The following is a 17,606-nucleotide window of genomic DNA, read 5'->3' as shown; positions in this document are numbered from 1 at the left end:
TTAATTAATGCTCAGTTTACAGCATAATTCATAATAAAGGTAAATATATCGTTAAAATATTTCTCCCTCACCTCATCTACATCGTTATAGATTTCGTGTTTGGAATCTTCGTAGTTTATATGCTTAACATTTGATGCCCTCTTAGCAAACTTCTCGTGTCCACTCATATTTACGAGTGCGTCGTTACCAGCCGTCAAAAGAAGAACTGGAGTCTTTACCTTAGAAGCCCTTCTCAAAAGTCTAGCTGTAGCTTTAAAGCTTGCAGCGCCCCAGCCATTTGACATCATATAGGTGTGGTAGTGCTCGTCTGCCAGCCTTTGATTGAAAATATAGTTATATCTCTTCTCAGATCTTGCACTGCTAGTCTCAAAGCTTGGAATGCCATCAAAGCGCTTTCCTCCTGGGAAAGGCAAGTTTTCTTGGTGCAGGAGCCTAATCTTTGCACATAGCAATTTAACGGCTATACTTGGTGTGCTTCCTGTTTTGATGCTGAACATTGGTGAGCTCAAAACCGCCGCATCAAAATACTCAGGATGCTCTTCTAGGAAAAGTGCAGCGATAGCACCTCCCATGGAGTGTGCGTATATTATTTTCGGAAGCTTTCCTGCGCTAGGCATAACAATTTTGTCCATGAATGTCTTTACGTCTGCAATATAGTCCGCATAATCAATAACATGAACCCTGTCCTTGTCATCAATCTGCCTGCCCGAATATCCGTGCCCGCGCTGCTCAAGGAAGAAAACATCAAAGCCAGCCTGCCAGAAGAAATGTGCGACCTCATGAAACTTTCCCCAAAAGCCACAGTAGCCGTGGAGCATGACTATACAGCCCTTAGGCTCTTTCCCCTCGCCCTGGCTAGCGTGGTAGTACCTTAGATTTAGACCATCAAAGGAAGAAAAATCACCTTGCTTTACATATTCACTGCGCCACCTAGAGTTTTCATTTTCCATGTACTCATCATAGTCCGCTTCTTTGATGAGCTTGATACCTAGGTTTTCTAATTTAATATTATTCATTTTTGCTACCTGCCATGCCCTCTATTACTGCAAAGACCTTGTCTGGGCAGTTTGTGATTATTGAGTCAACACCTAGCATGCAGCAAAATTTGACATATTCCTCTTCATCGACAGTCCAGACATTGACCTCAATGTTTTTTTCCTTGCACTCCTTCATGAAACCCTCGTACTGTAAATTGTAGAGTGCTGGATGTAGTGCTTCCATACCGTGAAGCTTTGCATAATCAGGCATGCCAATAGTTCCGTCTGCGTATAAGAAGCCACATTTTGCATCAGGTCTAAGCTCTTTGATTTTTTTAACCGAAAGGTGGTTAAACGAAGAGAAAATAACGCGGTTCATAAAACCGTATTCCTCAGTCAACGCGATGGTCTTTTCCTCTATTCCGCTGTAAAACATTATGCCTGTCTTAAGCTCGATATTTATCGTCATATCTGTATCAGCAAAGAGTTCAAAAACCTCTCTAAGCGTTGGAATCTTAGCACCCTTAAATGCCTCATCTCCATACGAGAAATCAAACTCCCTTAGCTCTGCCAAAGTGAAATCCTTTAGCCAGCCCTTGCCATCAGAAGTTCTATCAATCTTCTCATCGTGGCAAACAACAAGCTCGCCGTCCTTTGTCATCTGTACATCTAGCTCTATTCCATCAGCTCCTAGCTCTATCGCCTTAGCAAAGGCAGTAAGCGTATTTTCTGGGCAGTATGCACTCGCGCCGCGATGCGCCCAAACAAAAGGTCTATTCATCTGTCCATTCATTGCAAATTCTCCTATTTATTTCCCCAAAGCTGCTCGTATTCGATACCAGTTACTCGCTTTAGGACCTTCTTTTCCTCTTCAGTAGCTTCTGAATCGTCCTCGCCCTTTCTTCTTGCGATTTCCTTGTGCACTAGTTCAAATTCCTTCTTAGTAATCGGGAACATGTATCCGAAGATCAAAAGTAGTGTAACGAGAATCACTGGCAAGAATATGAAAATCATCGCTATGCCGTTTTGGGTGTGAAGACTCTGTCTGAGACCAGCCTTTGCAATACCAGCATCGTAGCCGGCAAATGAAATCAGAAGACCGATAACCCAAGCTGAAAGACCTGCTGAGATTTTTCTTGCAAAGGTTGCCATTCCTGAAACAATTCCCGGTCTGCTCACCGAAGTAATCAGCTCATCCACATCTGCCATATCTGCAAGTATAGCGAATATGCTTGTTAAGGTTGCTGCGTTTCCTATGCCCACACCTGCTGAAAGTGCAAGGATTGGAGCAATTGGCGCACCCTCGTATGAGAATGCCAAAAGGCCTAGCGTACAAACTATTCTTATAGGCGCACCTATCAAAATCGTCGCCTTCTTTGATGTCTTAGTCATTATAGGGCCAAACACGAGCATGCCGAGTAGCTGAGAAATTAGAAGAACGCCCATGAGCATCGTTAGATAGCCCTTAGAATATCCGTTTAGCACCTCATCAACATAGTAGATTGCCATGCCTGAGACGAAATCCATGCCGCACTGTCCCGATAGGTAGATTCCGACAAAGATTCTAAAGGATCTGCTTTTGAATACCGAACCAGCCTGAGAGAAGCTATCTCCAATGCTGCTTTTAACAGGTTCCTTGAGCTTTTCCCATGTTCCGGCAAAGCTTATGAGCGAGCTCATGCAGAATAGAATTCCAAAGAGAATACCCACCTTGAGATACATATCAACATGAAGAGTATCTTTGATCATTAGAGTTGGAATGATCCCGGCAGCGATAGCTCCAAGAGTAGACCATATCATACGCATGGTTGAAAACTTTGATCTTATCGCATAGTCATCTATCATGTCAGGAAGAAGTCCGTTATATGGAACCATCAAAATCGTAAATCCCGTAGAGAACAGGCAGTATATCACGATGTAATATACAAAGAGCGCCACCTTGCTCTCGCTTGGAATCGTCGTCCAAAGAAGAACAAATGTCGCTGCTGAAACTATTCCACCAATTAAAATGTAAAAACGCTTAGGCCCAAACCTTGAAGTCGTTCTATCAGTGATGTTTCCCATTATCGGATCTGTCACCGCATCCCAGACCTTGCCGGCAAGAGGAATTGCACCAGCCCAAGCCGCTGGAATTCCGAGAGCCTTCGTCAAAAATACCATGAAGAAGGTATTGATGATTACAAAGGCACCACCTCCGTAAAACTCCGCCATTCCGTAAACCAGTCCCGTAAGCGCACTGGTGCCACGGTACTTTCCCGCTATTTTTTCACCCATATTTATATTCCTTACTTAATAATTTTATTTAACATCATACTATTTGCTCAGCACATCGATAAGCTCATAGAGCTCATGGTCAAACTCTGGCTTCTCTGAGAGCGCACCTTCGATTTCAAAGGCCTGTATCTTGCCATTTACGGTTCCAATTGCCCTGTTTTTGATTCCGTTTTGGATTAGCTCAATTGCCTTAGCTCCGCTTTGACTTGCTAAAAGTCTATCATCTAGCGTTGGAACACCTCCGCGCTGCAGGTATGATAGCACTACTATTCTAGTCTCGCGGCCTGTTACATCAGCAATTTCCTTAGCTAGCTCATCTGAGCTTACGCCAGATCCCTCTGCATTTATAATTATGCTGTTAAGCTTGCCACGACCTGCACCCTGAAGAATCTTTCGGCAAACCCTGTTTACATCTGCCTCAACCTCAGGAATCAAAACGGCTTCAGCACCACCGCCCACACCTGCGTAAAGAGCAATGTCTCCGCAGTGCCTTCCCATAACTTCGATTATGGTGTTTCGCTCGTGAGCAGAGCTTGTGTCTCTGACCTTTGATATAGCATCGAGGACAGTATTTACGGCAGTATCAAAGCCTATGGTGTAATCTGTATAGGCTAGGTCGTTATCTATGGTTCCAGGCAGGCACATAACATTTGCACCGAGCTTTGATAGCTCAAGCGCGCCTCTCATGGAGCCGTCTCCACCTATTACAATCAGTGCATCTATACCAAATGTGTCGAGAATCACCTTGGCTCTCTTAACGCCCTCTTCAGTGCTGAATCTTTCGCTTCTTGCAGTCTTAAGTATGGTTCCGCCGCGGTGAAGAATATCTCCGACACTGCTGAGGTTCATCTGCTCGATTTCTCCATCTAGCAGACCTTCGTAACCTCTCTTTATTCCGTAAACATCCATGCCTGCATCTATACCGCATCTAACCACAGCTCTAATCGCTGCATTCATACCAGGTGCATCTCCGCCACTGGTCAAAACTCCAATCTTCATAGTAACTCCTACGCCAATTAGCTATTTGCAATATGTTTTATCTTGACATTCGCATGGCCTAAAAGCTCAGCCATTTCCTCGGCGAACTCTAGGCTAGGCCTAACTAAAGCCTGCTGCGATAACATTATCTTTCCGTTTCTGAGATATACTAGCACCTGATTATCTCCAGGGTACCTTGCCATTATCCTGCTGATTTCGCTAAGAACCTCTTTTTCCTCTAGCTTAGCAGCCTCTGATATACCCTCACCGCTTTGCGGTATTCTCAGCTTTACAGCATCCGTCAAAGCGCTAGCGCTCGAAATTGCCTTTACTCCCTCATGGGAGGAAGTAGCTTGTGAGTTAGGGCTAGCATTTGCAGAATCATCTTGAGCTCTTGATGTTCTTTGCCCACCTGACTGCCTTCCATTTGACCTTCCAGACTTAACAAGCTCAATTATCCTGTCCGCTTCATCTATTCCGACGATGTGCTCAGCTATTATCTTCGCCTGACCGCTTTCTGCCACATCGGCATGACCGCTCAAAACTATGATATTGTCTTGAGCTAAAAGCTCTGCACAGTTCTCAAATGTCTTAGGGAAAACTATGACCTCAACATCTCCATAAAGATCCTCAAGCTGCACAAAGGCCATCATCTGCCCCTTCTTTGTGACAAGATTTCTGTGTCCCACGATAAGACCTATGATCACAAGCTCCTTACCGTCCTGAATCTCGCTGATCCCGTCCATATTGCCATCTTCCTCAGACTGGCTCTTGCTTCCGAGCTGAGTTGTATTTACGGTCGCTAGCCTATCAATCACATCCTTATACTGGTTTAGCGGATGGTCGCTTATGTAGACGCCCGTCATCTCTTTTTCAAGACTTAGAAGCGTAGCCTTATCAAAGTTAGCAATATCAGGAAGCCTTCCCGAAACACTGCCACTTCCCATCTCTTCGCTATTAAGTTGAAATAGAGACATCTGTCCAGCAATGTTCTTACGCGCATTCTGCTGTGCAGACTCCATCACATCCTCGTAAACGGCTAGAAGTACCGCTCTATTAGGATCTATGCAGTCAAGGGCACCTGCCTTAATAAGGCTCTCCATCGCCTTCTTATTAACCTCTTTGATGTCTAGGTTATTTACAAATTCGAAGATATCCTTAGGCGCCTCGCGTCCAGCTCTTGCCTTTATTATCGCATTTACGACACCCTCGCCGACATTTTTGACAGCCATGAGGCCGAAACGGATTTTGCCTTCTTTTGTTGAGAAGCTATGCTCACTCTCAAGCACTGAAGGTGGAAGAACCTCGATACCGATTTCCCTGCAGTTTGCTATGTACTTTGATATAGCTGCTGAATCGCCCATTACACTGGTCATCAAGGCCGCCATGAACTCAACAGGATAATACCTCTTGAGGTAGGCAGTCTCAAAGGCAAGCACTGCATAAGCCGCTGCATGAGATTTGTTGAAGGCGTACTCAGCAAATGAAACCATGTCATCAAAGATGGCCTCTGCAGCTTCCTTTGATACACCATTTCTGATACATCCAGGAATTTCAATGCTTCCATCCTCTGCAAGCTTACCGTTTATGAACCACTCCTTCTCCTCCATCATAACGTCGGCTTTCTTCTTACTCATGGCACGACGAACGAGGTCAGATCTTCCGTAGCTGTAGCCTGCAAGGTCACGAACTATCTGCATTACCTGCTCCTGATAGACGAGGCAGCCGTAGCTGACATCTAAAATCTCTGCAACCTTTGGCGTTACATACTGAATCTTATCTGGATTTTTCTTGTTCTCTATATACTTTGGAATCGAGTCCATTGGACCTGGTCTAAACAGTGAAATTCCGGCAACTACATCCTCAAAGCAGTTCGGCTTTAGTCTCTTCATGAATGAGGTCATTCCCGAGCTCTCAAGCTGAAATACACCGAGCGTATTTCCGTCAGCAATCATTGAATATACCTTAGGATCTTCATAGCCAATCTTGCTAAAATCTATGTCTACTCCGTGGTTTTCCTTTATCAAGGACTTTGCATTTCGGATCATCGTAAGGTTACGAAGGCCAAGAAAGTCCATTTTGAGAAGGCCAAGCTCTTCTATGGTTGTCATGTTGAACTGAGTCGCAAGGCCCTTATCTGACATGTAGAGCGGCACATACTCGTTCAGCGGAAGCTTAGATATTACTACACCAGCTGCGTGAGTTGAGGCATTTCTAGGCATGCCTTCGATTCTCATCGCCATATCTATAACCTTCTTGACGCTTGGGTCCTCGTCGTACATTCTGCGAAGGTCTGGACTTATGTTCAAAGCCTTCTCAAGAGTCATATTAAGTTCAAATGGTATCGCCTTTGCAATTCTGTCAGCCTCTGCATATGTGAGATTAAGCGCCCTTCCGACATCTCTTACTGCGGCCTTTGCCTTAAGTCTACCGAATGTTATAATCTGAGAAACATTCTCTCTGCCATACTTTTGCTTAACATACTCGATTACCTCACCTCGTCTTTCGATACAGAAGTCTATATCTATATCAGGCATGCTGACACGCTCAGGGTTTAGGAATCGCTCAAAAATCAAAGTATACTTAATCGGATCTATATCCGTTATCTTTAGGCAGTATGAAACAAGGCTTCCTGCAGCTGAGCCTCTGCCTGGACCAACAGCGATATTGTTATTTCTCGCATAATTAATGAAGTCCCAAACTATCAAAAAATACTCTACATAGCCCATATTCTCAATGACATCTAGCTCGTAGTTCATTCTCTCAACTAGCTCAGGTTCGATATTTTCGTATCTATCTCTAAGGCCAGCCTCTACAATCTCACGCAAATACTCTGCACAGGTCTTTCCCTCAGGTGGAACAAACTCTGGCAGATGATACTCACCAAAGGTGAACTCGACATTGCATCTTTCGGCAATCTTTGCAGTGTTATCTACAGCTTGAGGAGCAAAGGAAAAGATTGTCCTCATCTCAGACTCGCTCTTTAGATAAAACTGGTCGTTAGGAAAACGCATTCTCCTCTCATCATCGATACTTGTAGCCGTCTGAATAGCAAGAAGAACATCATGTGCCTCGGCATCTTCCTGCCTAATATAGTGCACATCGTTTGTTGCAACTAGAGGAATGTCAAGTTCCTCAGATAGCTTGAGAAGCTGTTGATTTACGAGGTATTCCTCCTCAAGACCCTGGTCCTGCATCTCTAAGAAGAAATTGCCATGGCCGAAAATCTCGTCTAGCTCAAGTGCCTCTGCACGAGCACCCTCGTAGTCCTTGTTCAAAAGTCTCTGCTGAACCTTGCCCGCAAGACATGCCGATAAAGCTATTATTCCGTCGCTATACTTTCTCAGGACATCCTTGTCAACTCTCGGTTTATAGTAGTATCCGTTTATGTATCCCTCTGATACAATCTTAATCAAATTTCGGTATCCATCGTTGTTTTCGGCAATCAAAACAAGATGATTCTGGTATCTATCTAAATCTGGATCTTTATCCTTCATACTGCGAACAGCCACATAAATTTCGCAGCCTATAAGGGGTTTAACGCCCTGCTTCTTACACTCCTTGTAGAAGTCGATAACGCCGAACATGTTTCCGTGGTCGGTTATGGCAAGGGAGTCCATTCCTAATTCCTTGGCACGCTTAACAACGCCGTCAATTCTTGCGGCGCCGTCCAAAAGGCTATATTCTGTATGTAGGTGAAGATGTGTAAATGACATTTCTATGTCTCCTTGACAGCTTTATTACTTACTAATAAAATTATACCATAGGCGGGTTATTTTTGATAATGAAATATGGAGGTTAATATGGTTAATACCACTACCGAAAACTATAAGTTTTTTCAGCACAAGGATTGTGAATTCTTCCCATGTCACAAGACTAATAAACCGGAGGATTTCAACTGCTTGTTCTGCTATTGTCCTCTGTATGCGCTCGGCGACAAATGCGGCGGAAACTTTCAGTACACTGAAAATGGATTCAAGGATTGTACAAACTGCATGTTCCCACACGTGAGAAGTAACTACGAGAAAATTTTGGAGCGCTATCAGGACATAATCGCTGTAGCTGCAAGAAACAGTGAAAAAAAATAAATTGCTTACATTTCCCGAGCGCTAAGGTTATTGACCTTGGTCTCGGGTTACTTTTTAGGAATAAATATGAAACAAATTGCTGTATACGGTAAGGGAGGCATAGGAAAATCGACCTTGAGTGCGAATATCTCCGCAGCCCTTTCATTAAATAATAAAAGAATACTCCAGATTGGCTGTGACCCTAAGCACGACTCGACAAAGCTTTTGATGCGAGGCCTTTCCATCCCTACGGTTTTGGACTATATAAAGACAAAATCTCCTTTGGAGTACCGCAAAAGCGATATACTCTTTGAGGGCTTTGGAAAAATCGGCTGCATAGAAGCAGGTGGTCCAAAGCCAGGTGTCGGCTGCGCTGGAAGGGGCATAATAACTGCCTTTGAGCTCCTCGAAACCCTTCACATCAAAGATAACTACGACATGATAGTCTACGACGTTTTGGGAGATGTGGTATGCGGCGGCTTTGCAGTTCCGATACGCAGGGAGTATTCCGATAGTATTTTTATTGTCACCTCTGGTGAATACATGTCGCTCTACGCAGCCAACAATATACTGCGCGGCATCCAAAACTATGACGAAAGTCGCCCAAGACTCTTGGGAATACTATATAACAGCCGAAATGTCAAAAATGAAGACGATAGAGTTTACAAGTTTGCAGAAGCAGTTAAGCTTCCCGTATTTGCGCGAATCCCTCGAGACGATATCTTCGCACGCGCAGAAAAAGCTAATGTTACTGTGCTTGAGCTCACCCAAAACGAGGAAAATCCTGTAGCAGATATCTTTAAGGATATTGCGAAAAGGATATGCGAAGGTACTGAGCACTTTGCCGCAAATCCTTTGACAGATGATGATCTAGAGGCTTTGATTCTGTCAAATGAAGGTGCAATTACTAAGGCTAGCCACAGCGCATCTTCTTCGCCAAATCAAGAAGAGGAAGACACTCCTTCCTGTAGCTGTGAGTCCGCAGAGCCTTGCGAAGCATGCACGGGCATCAGCTCTGGCCAAGAAGAAAGCACTAGCGACTATGATGCTCCCTATCTATCAAAGAATGTAATCAGGGATGAGCCTCTTCACGGCTGCGCTTTTAATGGCGCCATGACCATGAGCTCAAATCTCAAGGATGCAGTAATTCTCGCACACTCCCCAAAGAGCTGTACCTATCTTTCCATACAGACGATAAGCTCTGCCGGAAGAAGAACGCTCTTTGAACGCGGAAATATACTGCCTTCATCTTTGATTCCAAATGTGCTATCGACAGATATGACTGAGACAGACATGGTCTTTGGTGGAAGTGAAAATCTTTTAGCTACGGTCAAGAAAATCCTTGATTCACCTGAGCCACCACCAGCCATTGTCATAGTAAGCTCCTGCCCTTCTGGCATAATTGGAGATGATATAGACGATGCACTCAGCCTTTCGACCGAAAGAACTAAGATAGTAACGGTAAAAGCTGAAGGTAACCTCACAGGAGATTACCTTCAGGGAATGCTGATGGCGTACACCTCGCTTGCAAAGCAGATAATAGATAGGAGTGTAGAAAAAAGAGAAAGGACCGTAAACATAGTCTTCGAAAAGGTCGTTGCCCGAAACACGGAGATGAACTTTCAAAGACTTAAAACCTTCCTTGCTCGCATGAACATCTCGGTAAACTGCCGCTTCCTATGTAACACAAGCTACGCTTCGCTGCGTGATTTCTGCTCAGCAAAGCTAAACCTGCTCGCATATCGCGACTATACTGGCAAAATACTCGAAGACTTCTTCATCAAAGAATACGGCGCAAGCTTCTTTGAAAAGCAGTTCCCTATCGGCTTTAAGGAAACCTCCGATTGGCTTCTTGCCCTAGGTAAGCACTTTGATGCAAGCGATGAAGCAAAGAGCATAATATCGGAAAACGAGATCATATATCAAAATAGGATGAAATTAGTAAGGCCCAAGCTCGAAGGCAAAAAACTCATGATTATCACATACAATCACGAGCTCGACTGGATACTGAACGCTGCCCTAGACTGCGGTATGAAAATAGTAAAGATATGCGTTTTAAACTTCTCTCAGGATGAAGGATTCCGCTCCTCTCTTTCCGAAATAGACGGTATCGAGGTTGTAGAAAACTACGATAGAGATGAGAGAAGCTCTGATATCAAAAGGCTAAAGCCTGACATCATCCTCTCAAACTACGAGCCTGTAAGCGAGCAAAGCTATATCACAGACACGATTCCAATGTGTCCAGATAACGGTTTCTTTACAGGGCTTGAAATGGTCGAGCGTTGGTCGAGGCTTTTCAGTAAATCAAAGGAAGGAGAATGGCTCAATGACAGAAAACTATTTGACAAGTATTACTCCAGATAGCATGTCTGGGCTAGTCTTTGCTTTTGAGGGAATATCAAATGGTCTAGTCCTTATGAACGGTCCAACGGGCTGCAAGTTCTATCACTCAGCCACATCTGATAATCAGATGATAAGGCAGCCGGAGTTTGATCCGCTCGAATACCCTGAATTTTGGTATTTCGGACAGCCACGCGTTCCTTCAACCTTCCTAGATAGACGCGATTACGTCTATGGCAGCGAGGATAAGCTTTCTGAGGTAATAGCCTTTCTTGAAAAGGAAATTGACTTTGATCTACTTGCCATCGTAAACACGCCTGGAGCTGCGCTTATCGGTGACGATATAGAAAGAATCGTAAGAGAGTCAAGCAGGGACGAGAAAAAAATCATCTCCATAGGAAGCCCTGGCTACTCCCTCCCTATTTGGGATGGCTACATCAAAGCCTGCCGCATCCTGCTAGAAAAATTCGCAAGGAATGGCAAAAAACTAGCTGGTAAAACCGTAAACATACTTGGACTTTCCATATTTCACAGAGACTTTGCCGGAGATAAGGAAGAGCTAAAAAGAGCTTTTTCTCTCTGCGGTATAGATGTGAACTGTTTCCTATGTGCAGGCTCCAGCATAAGTGAGATAGAAAACATACCTCGTGCAGATCTCAATATAGTCATCGATAGTCTCTACGGACTTGATTCTGCAGAGTTTCTATCTGCGCGCTTTGATATGCCCTATATTGTATGCGATGGTCTCCCCGTTGGATTTAGGGCCATGGAAGATCTTGTAAGTAAGGTTTGCGACATTCTCAGAAGTGATATGAGTTCATATATAGAACAAAGCGAAAGAGCAAGAGCGAAGTGTTTTTCCCACCTCTCTAGGATTCATACTTTAACTGGGCGACCAAAAGGAGTTAAATTTGCCGTACACGGCACGCTTTCCCAGTGCCTTGGATATACGGATTTTATTACAAGCTATTTTGGGATGAGCCCAGATTCCATATCTATTACTGAAACAGATGCACTCAAAGATAAGATTCTAAGTTCCTCTGAGCTTTCGGCGCAGGAAACCAAGCTTAAGGATATTCTAAAGGAGTATGGCTCTAGCGAAGCGCTCGAAAAGAATATTTTTGATACCGATGCTGAGCTTGTCTTTGCAGATGGACAGACCATTGCCATGCTTAGAGCTAAGGGAAAAAGATTCAGCGGAATTGAAATTGCACTCCCATCACTAGGCTATATAGATGTAATTGAAAAATCACATTTAGGTATGGGCGGTGGACTTCTTTTATGTGAGCAAATCCTAAACGGCATGCTCTATTAGAAAGATTTCATAAAAAATAAATCAAAAATATGTTGACACACACATTTTTTGGTGTTAGTATTTATCTAATTTAACAAACCTTTGATGGAGAATAGTAGGCTTAGATGCAGCAGAAGAGAGATTTGCAGATGGTGTGATTGCAGACTGTATGCGCTTTGTTGAATGGCCTCCTGAGGGCAAACTGAACGAATCATCTTTGAGGATTCTAGTAGGGGCGACGGAGAAGATACTTCGTTAACAATATCTGCATATGTTAGTATGCGAAGGAGTGGGCGTTTTACGCCAAGCCGGGTGGCACCGCAGGAGATTTTAACTCTTGTCCCAGCGAATATGGGATGAGAGTTTTTTGTTTTATACATCCTTTCACACTTCGCAAGTTTTGATGAAAAGACAGAAGGAGAAAAAAATGTCAAACAACACAAATAACAAGGCAATACCTTACAAGATTTATCTGCACGAGAGCGAAATGCCAACGCACTATTACAATGTCAGAGCGGATATGAAGAAAAAGCCAGCTCCACTTGTAAATCCAGCTACAGGTAAACCAGTTACATTTGATGACCTAAAGCCAGTTTTCTGTGATGAGCTTATCGAGCAGGAGCTAAATGATACTGATAGATACATCGAGATTCCTCAGGAAATCAGAGACTTCTATAAGATGTATAGACCATCACCTCTCGTTCGTGCATACTGCCTAGAGGAAAAGCTTCAGACTCCGGCTAAGATCTACTACAAGTTTGAGGGAAACAACACAAGCGGAAGCCACAAGCTAAACTCTGCTATCGCTCAGGCCTACTATGCTAAGAAGGAGGGTCTCAAGGGCGTCACAACCGAGACCGGTGCTGGTCAGTGGGGTACTGCCCTCTCGATGGCATGCTCATACTTTGGGCTAGACTGCAATGTCTATATGGTTAAGGTTTCATATGAGCAGAAGCCTTTCCGTCGTGAGGTTATGAGAACATATGGTGCGTCTGTAACACCTTCCCCATCTGAGACTACAGAAATCGGTAAGAAGATTCTCAGCGAGCATCCAGGCACAACAGGAAGCCTTGGCTGCGCTATTTCAGAAGCTGTAGAAGCTGCTACAACTACTGAGGGCTACAAGTACGTTCTAGGTAGCGTGCTAAACCAGGTACTTCTCCACCAGAGCATTATTGGTGAGGAGGCTATGGCTGCAATGAAGAAATACGACATCAAGCCTGATATTATTATCGGCTGTGCTGGTGGCGGAAGCAATGTCGGTGGACTAATGTCACCTTTTATGGGAGAAAAGCTCAGAGGCGAAGCTGACTACCGTTTCATCGCTGTTGAGCCGGCATCATGCCCAAGCCTTACAAGAGGTCGCTACGCTTATGACTTCTGCGATACAGGACGTGTTTGCCCTATGGCAAAGATGTACACTCTCGGAAGTGGCTACATCCCTGCTCCTAACCACGCAGGTGGACTTCGCTACCACGGCATGAGCCCTATCGTATCTGAGCTTTACCACCAGGGAGAGATGGAAGCTGTAAGCTATACACAGACTGAAGTCTTTGAAGCAGCTCGTGACTTTGCTAGGGTTGAGGGCATACTTCCTGCTCCAGAAAGCAGCCACGCTATCAAGGCAGCAATCGACGAGGCCCTTAAGTGCAAAGAGACAGGCGAAGAAAAGACAATTCTATTTGGCCTAACTGGTACAGGATACTTTGACCTATATGCTTACGAAAAGTTCAATGATGGCGTTATGACTGACTACGTACCAAGCGACGAAGAGATTGAAGCAAGCCTTGCTACACTACCAAACATCGAAGGATAACAAGATAAACACTATAATATAAATTTAGCCCCGAGAGCCTAGGCTTTCGGGGCGTTTTTATGCGTATATGATACTATGTGCTCGATGTCTTCCGTTAATTATATTCAAGTATCATAAAGAATAATACTACTGCAATAAAGAGCGCTAGCAGAATCGTTCCTAAGATTCCACTGCTACAGGATGAATTACTGTTTTTACCATAAGATGATGTATCCATTCCATATCTAGATGCATTATTAATACTATTTCTTGCGCGAACAATTTTGTAATATCTACTCAGAGGATCTTCACCGTCAATAATCCTATAATAAAAATCTTCTAGCCATTCTACATCTTCTGTATCACACAGTTCCTCTTCATAAGCATCCGGTTCATGTACTAGCTTATTCCGTATCCTCCTGTAATACTTAAGGTTTTTTAAATCACTTTCCCATCCAGGTACTAGATCCCACCCTTTATCATTTTCATACATTTTATCTATATATGCTGAAATCCGCCTCTCATCTTCAAGCATATCACCGCAGAGTTTTTCTAAACGTTTATATGAGTCCATAAATCCCATAGTGTATTCCGTCCTTTGATGTGTTCACAATATACTACGATTATTAAATATAAAATCAATCCATTCAACCTATAAAGATTAGCATAATCTCCTACTAATACGCAAGAAAAATTTTAAAAGAATTGATAGTTAATTAAGAATTGAATTTTTGTTACATATAATATAAAATATAAGATAGTATGAATCATAGGCAAATTTGATATATTTACTTTTAATTATTATTTAGATACTATTGCAGAATAAGTTACATACTTATTTTAAAATTATTAAGGAGAACGGTAATGAAAAAAACATCTAAACGATTTTTGTGCGTCGCACTAAGCCTTGTCATGGTATTGATAGCAATACCTAGCGCCGTATTCGCTGAGGAAATGCCAAGCGAATACAAAGAGCAGACAAAAGATAATTATTGGGCAGAACTTGTTTGGTACAAAGACAGCGGCTTTCGTGCTGTCATCCCTTCCTACTTGGCAGATTATTTTGCCGGCAGCAGAGTTAAATGGGTTAATACCTTAAATTATGATTATGTTACAGGCTTCCCTAATGCCGGAATTTCCAGTGATCCTAATCTTTCTGAGGAAGTTTCGGAGACCTTGAATAATTTGGATATGTATGCGCAGGATTTACCACATAGGGAACCTCGCGATCCTGCACTTAACAGATGGCAAGGTGGTAAGCAATGGAACCCGTACAACTTTAACTACTCGACTGATCTTTTAACTAAGAATATAACTGATTATAATGTTCGTGGGGATATTACCGAAAGAGGACTATCAAGCACAGAAGTGGCTAAGCACAACATAGGTGATGATATTAACCTTGATTTCAATCTTGATATGTCTCTATTCAAAAAAATGATGAACACAATCCTCATAGCTTATATAAATTCGGAATTCCCTGCGTATTACATGATGAAGGACAATATGCCTGAGACAGCTATAACGCAATCAGACGGACAGTTAGTATTTGTTTTAGATCTTCCTAAAGGTCTAGAATCAACAGATGCTACAGAATATAAGCTGAGTGGAATTGATGGCTTTGATCTTTCCGTTACAAAAGAGAACGGTGGCAGAAGAATTGTTGTCAAAGCAAGACTTAGGGCCCCTGCTAACTATGAAATGTTAAAAGATGTATTCGCAAACATTCAGAAGGTTAATTCCGTTACTTTAAACATAAATGGTTTAAAAGTCACTTCCGAAGTTGAAACGAACAAGAACAGCACTGTAACCGGATACGCTTATGGCGCTTACGAAAACATATTTACCACAGATAATAATGCAATTATAAACCAAGATGCTTCAGCTATTGAAAATGACGACCATCATTCATTTTCTAGAATATCAACCGTTTTTGCTGCAAAGCAGCTTGCTAGTGGTAAAGACGAGGCAGGAGATCCTAATAAGCCTGAGCTAATTACCTACTCACTTAGAGTAAATCAGAACAAGGTTACATTCATAGACGATGGTAATACTCATGCAGTAGTTAATGTGGCATCAGGCAAAGCTATAGACACGGATAGCCTCACAGATCAGTCTATGCCGGCTGACCCAAGCAAAGCAGGATACACATTCAAGGAGTGGAACACTGCAATGGATGGTAGTGGAACAAAGTTTACAGGAAGCACAGTCGTAAACTATGATACGACAGTATATGCTATCTACACCAAGAATGCTGCTCCTAATAAGGACAAAAAGCCTAACAAACCAGTAAATCCAAATACAGGTGATTCATCAAGCTTACCACCTTACATCATGCTCATGGGACTAGCTGCAGGACTTGCAATCTCAGTTCATATGAGAAATAAAATAAAAGAGAGCTAATCAAACTTCGCAATAATCGACCCAAAGAGTAGACCCCTAAGCTTCCTGATATGTACCCCTTTTACTGGACAAAACCAGTGAAAGGGGTTTTTGTATGAAATACAATTATGCTTTTAAACTTAATGCTGTAGAACTATATCGCTCTGGTCAGTGGATTGAAACACCAGAAGGTATAAGCCAAAAAAATTTTAGAAAAAGAATTGTACAATGGTCAAGAATTGCAGATATATATGGTCTTGATTCTCTTCGGCATCCAACTACATGTAAAGAACGTTCGGCTGAATGTAGATATCAGTTAGTAGCTCGTGTACTTGCTGGTGAATCACAAAAATCTGTTGCTATTAGTGCAGGAATTGAGGGTGGATTATTGTCTAAATGGGTTCAGACATATAAAATTAAAGGGTATGAAGGATTAAATCTCAAAAAAGGCAGAAAAAGTAAGAAGGAAGCAAACATGAGCAAGAAATCCAAACCCACTGATTTAACCCCATCAGAACGTGAAGAATTAATTCGTCTTAGAGCAGAAACTGAATACTTAAAAACGGAGAATGAAGCAATAAAAAAATTAATCGCCTTGAGACACGAAAGATGGGCTGCGGAACTCAAGGCGAAAAAGCAGCAATCATCAAAGAACTCCGAGAAAAAGGATACCAATTAAAATATCTCTTAAAAGCTATTGGCCTGTCTAAATCAACTTATTATTTCGAGATTAACAAATCAGATGTAGTTGCTGATCGCAATGAAGAATTACTGATTGTTATTAGAGAAATATTTGAAGAAAACAAGCATAGATATGGTGTTCGTAGAATTTATCATGAATTACTAAATCGTGGATATCATGTAAATCATAAGCGAGTTCAACGCCTTATGCATGAAGCAGGATTAGCTGGTAAGCGTCCAAAGGAAAAATATCATTCTTATAAAGGCGAAGTAGGTAAGATTGCTGATAATGTAATAAATAGGGATTTCAGTACAACAGCACCATTGCAGAAATGGACAACAGATATATCTCAGTTTAACTTTTCATGGGGGAAATGTTACATATCGCCTGTATTGGATATGAATACAAATGAAATTATCTCATATGATTTGTCCAAAAGCCCTAATCTTGAGCAGATAGAAAGAATGCTTGATAAAGCTTTTGATAAGTTTCCTTCTGTTGAAGGCTTAGTATTTCATTCGGATCAAGGTTGGCAGTATATGCATGCCCATTTTAGAAATACCTTACAGAAACACGGTATTGTACAGTCTATGTCGCGAAAAGGTAATTGTTATGATAACTGTATAATGGAAACCTTCTTCGGAAGACTAAAGAATGAGATGTATTATGGCTATGAGAAAGATTATTCCTCCTTCGAAGAGTTTTCAAAAGCTATTGATGAATATATAGATTATTATAATAACAAAAGAATCCAAGCAAAAACAAAATGGATGCCACCTGTAAAGTACAGGATCGCATCCATGTGTTCAGCTTAATT

Annotated in this window: 13 protein-coding genes; 7 read left to right on the top strand and 6 right to left on the bottom strand. The window is 42.4% G+C overall.

Translation table 11 applies throughout. From position 1 onward, the window contains the following. Positions 1 to 11: 11 nt before the first annotated feature. Genes ADJ67_02845 through dnaE form a run of 5 tightly spaced genes read right to left on the bottom strand, consistent with a single transcriptional unit; the run spans position 12 to position 7,945 of the window. Entirely contained in the window at positions 12 to 1,016 is a 1,005-nt protein-coding gene (locus ADJ67_02845) for a lysophospholipase (GenBank protein AKT46722.1), read from the bottom strand. Continuing rightward, positions 1,009 to 1,770 carry a glycerophosphodiester phosphodiesterase gene (locus ADJ67_02840; GenBank protein AKT46721.1) on the bottom strand — a complete coding sequence of 254 codons (762 nt, stop codon included), beginning with the start codon at positions 1,768 to 1,770 and terminating at the stop codon, positions 1,009 to 1,011. Before ADJ67_02840 ends, ADJ67_02845 begins: the two co-directional genes overlap by 8 nt. Before the next feature lie 11 nt (positions 1,771 to 1,781). After that, the gene (locus ADJ67_02835; protein AKT46720.1) at positions 1,782 to 3,251 is read right to left on the bottom strand and encodes an MFS transporter; all 1,470 of its coding nucleotides are present in this window, start codon (positions 3,249 to 3,251) and stop codon (positions 1,782 to 1,784) included. Positions 3,252 to 3,290: 39 nt separating this feature from the next. Then, the gene (locus ADJ67_02830) at positions 3,291 to 4,250 is read right to left on the bottom strand and encodes a 6-phosphofructokinase (GenBank protein ID AKT46719.1); all 960 of its coding nucleotides are present in this window, start codon (positions 4,248 to 4,250) and stop codon (positions 3,291 to 3,293) included. A gap of 17 nt (positions 4,251 to 4,267) precedes the next feature. After that, entirely contained in the window at positions 4,268 to 7,945 is a 3,678-nt protein-coding gene (dnaE, locus tag ADJ67_02825) for a DNA polymerase III subunit alpha (GenBank protein AKT46718.1), read from the bottom strand. Between the two features lie 75 nt (positions 7,946 to 8,020). Between dnaE and ADJ67_02820 the strand changes: the two genes are divergently transcribed. The 4 genes from ADJ67_02820 to ADJ67_02805 all read left to right on the top strand — a co-directional run bounded on the left by ADJ67_02820 (position 8,021) and on the right by ADJ67_02805 (position 13,746). After that, positions 8,021 to 8,317, top strand: coding sequence for a metal-binding protein (locus ADJ67_02820; protein AKT46717.1), 297 nt, complete (start codon positions 8,021 to 8,023; stop codon positions 8,315 to 8,317). A gap of 66 nt (positions 8,318 to 8,383) precedes the next feature. Continuing rightward, a complete protein-coding gene (locus ADJ67_02815; GenBank protein ID AKT46716.1) occupies positions 8,384 to 10,660 on the top strand; it encodes a NifH/frxC-family protein in 2,277 nt (758 codons plus the stop codon). Then, the gene (locus ADJ67_02810; GenBank protein AKT46715.1) at positions 10,623 to 11,951 is read left to right on the top strand and encodes an oxidoreductase; all 1,329 of its coding nucleotides are present in this window, start codon (positions 10,623 to 10,625) and stop codon (positions 11,949 to 11,951) included. The genes ADJ67_02815 and ADJ67_02810 overlap by 38 nt, the downstream gene beginning before the upstream one ends. A gap of 406 nt (positions 11,952 to 12,357) precedes the next feature. Continuing rightward, positions 12,358 to 13,746 (top strand): tryptophan synthase subunit beta, encoded by a 1,389-nt coding sequence (locus ADJ67_02805; GenBank protein ID AKT46714.1) that lies wholly within the window; start codon positions 12,358 to 12,360, stop codon positions 13,744 to 13,746. 94 nt (positions 13,747 to 13,840) lie between these two features. On the opposite strand, the gene ADJ67_02800 is transcribed toward ADJ67_02805, so the two are convergent. Continuing rightward, on the bottom strand, positions 13,841 to 14,308 hold the full coding sequence (locus ADJ67_02800; protein ID AKT46713.1) for a hypothetical protein: 468 nt from the start codon (positions 14,306 to 14,308) through the stop codon (positions 13,841 to 13,843). A gap of 281 nt (positions 14,309 to 14,589) precedes the next feature. Between ADJ67_02800 and ADJ67_02795 the strand changes: the two genes are divergently transcribed. The 3 genes from ADJ67_02795 (at position 14,590) to ADJ67_02785 (ending at position 17,604) form a co-directional block, all read left to right on the top strand. Continuing rightward, positions 14,590 to 16,128: an internalin gene (locus ADJ67_02795; GenBank protein AKT46712.1), complete on the top strand. Its 1,539-nt coding sequence runs from the start codon at positions 14,590 to 14,592 to the stop codon at positions 16,126 to 16,128. A 94-nt stretch (positions 16,129 to 16,222) separates the two neighbouring features. Further along, positions 16,223 to 16,786, top strand: a complete 564-nt coding sequence (locus ADJ67_02790) for a transposase (protein AKT46711.1) — start codon at positions 16,223 to 16,225, stop codon at positions 16,784 to 16,786. Between the two features lie 23 nt (positions 16,787 to 16,809). After that, positions 16,810 to 17,604: a transposase gene (locus tag ADJ67_02785; GenBank protein ID AKT47642.1), complete on the top strand. Its 795-nt coding sequence runs from the start codon at positions 16,810 to 16,812 to the stop codon at positions 17,602 to 17,604. The last annotated feature ends 2 nt before the right edge of the window (positions 17,605 to 17,606 follow it).

Origin of the sequence: Eubacterium sulci ATCC 35585, assembly GCA_001189495.1 — a bacterium.
Lineage (GTDB): Bacteria > Bacillota > Clostridia > Peptostreptococcales > Anaerovoracaceae > Eubacterium_B > Eubacterium_B sulci.
This window is presented reverse-complemented; position numbering and strand designations above follow the sequence as displayed.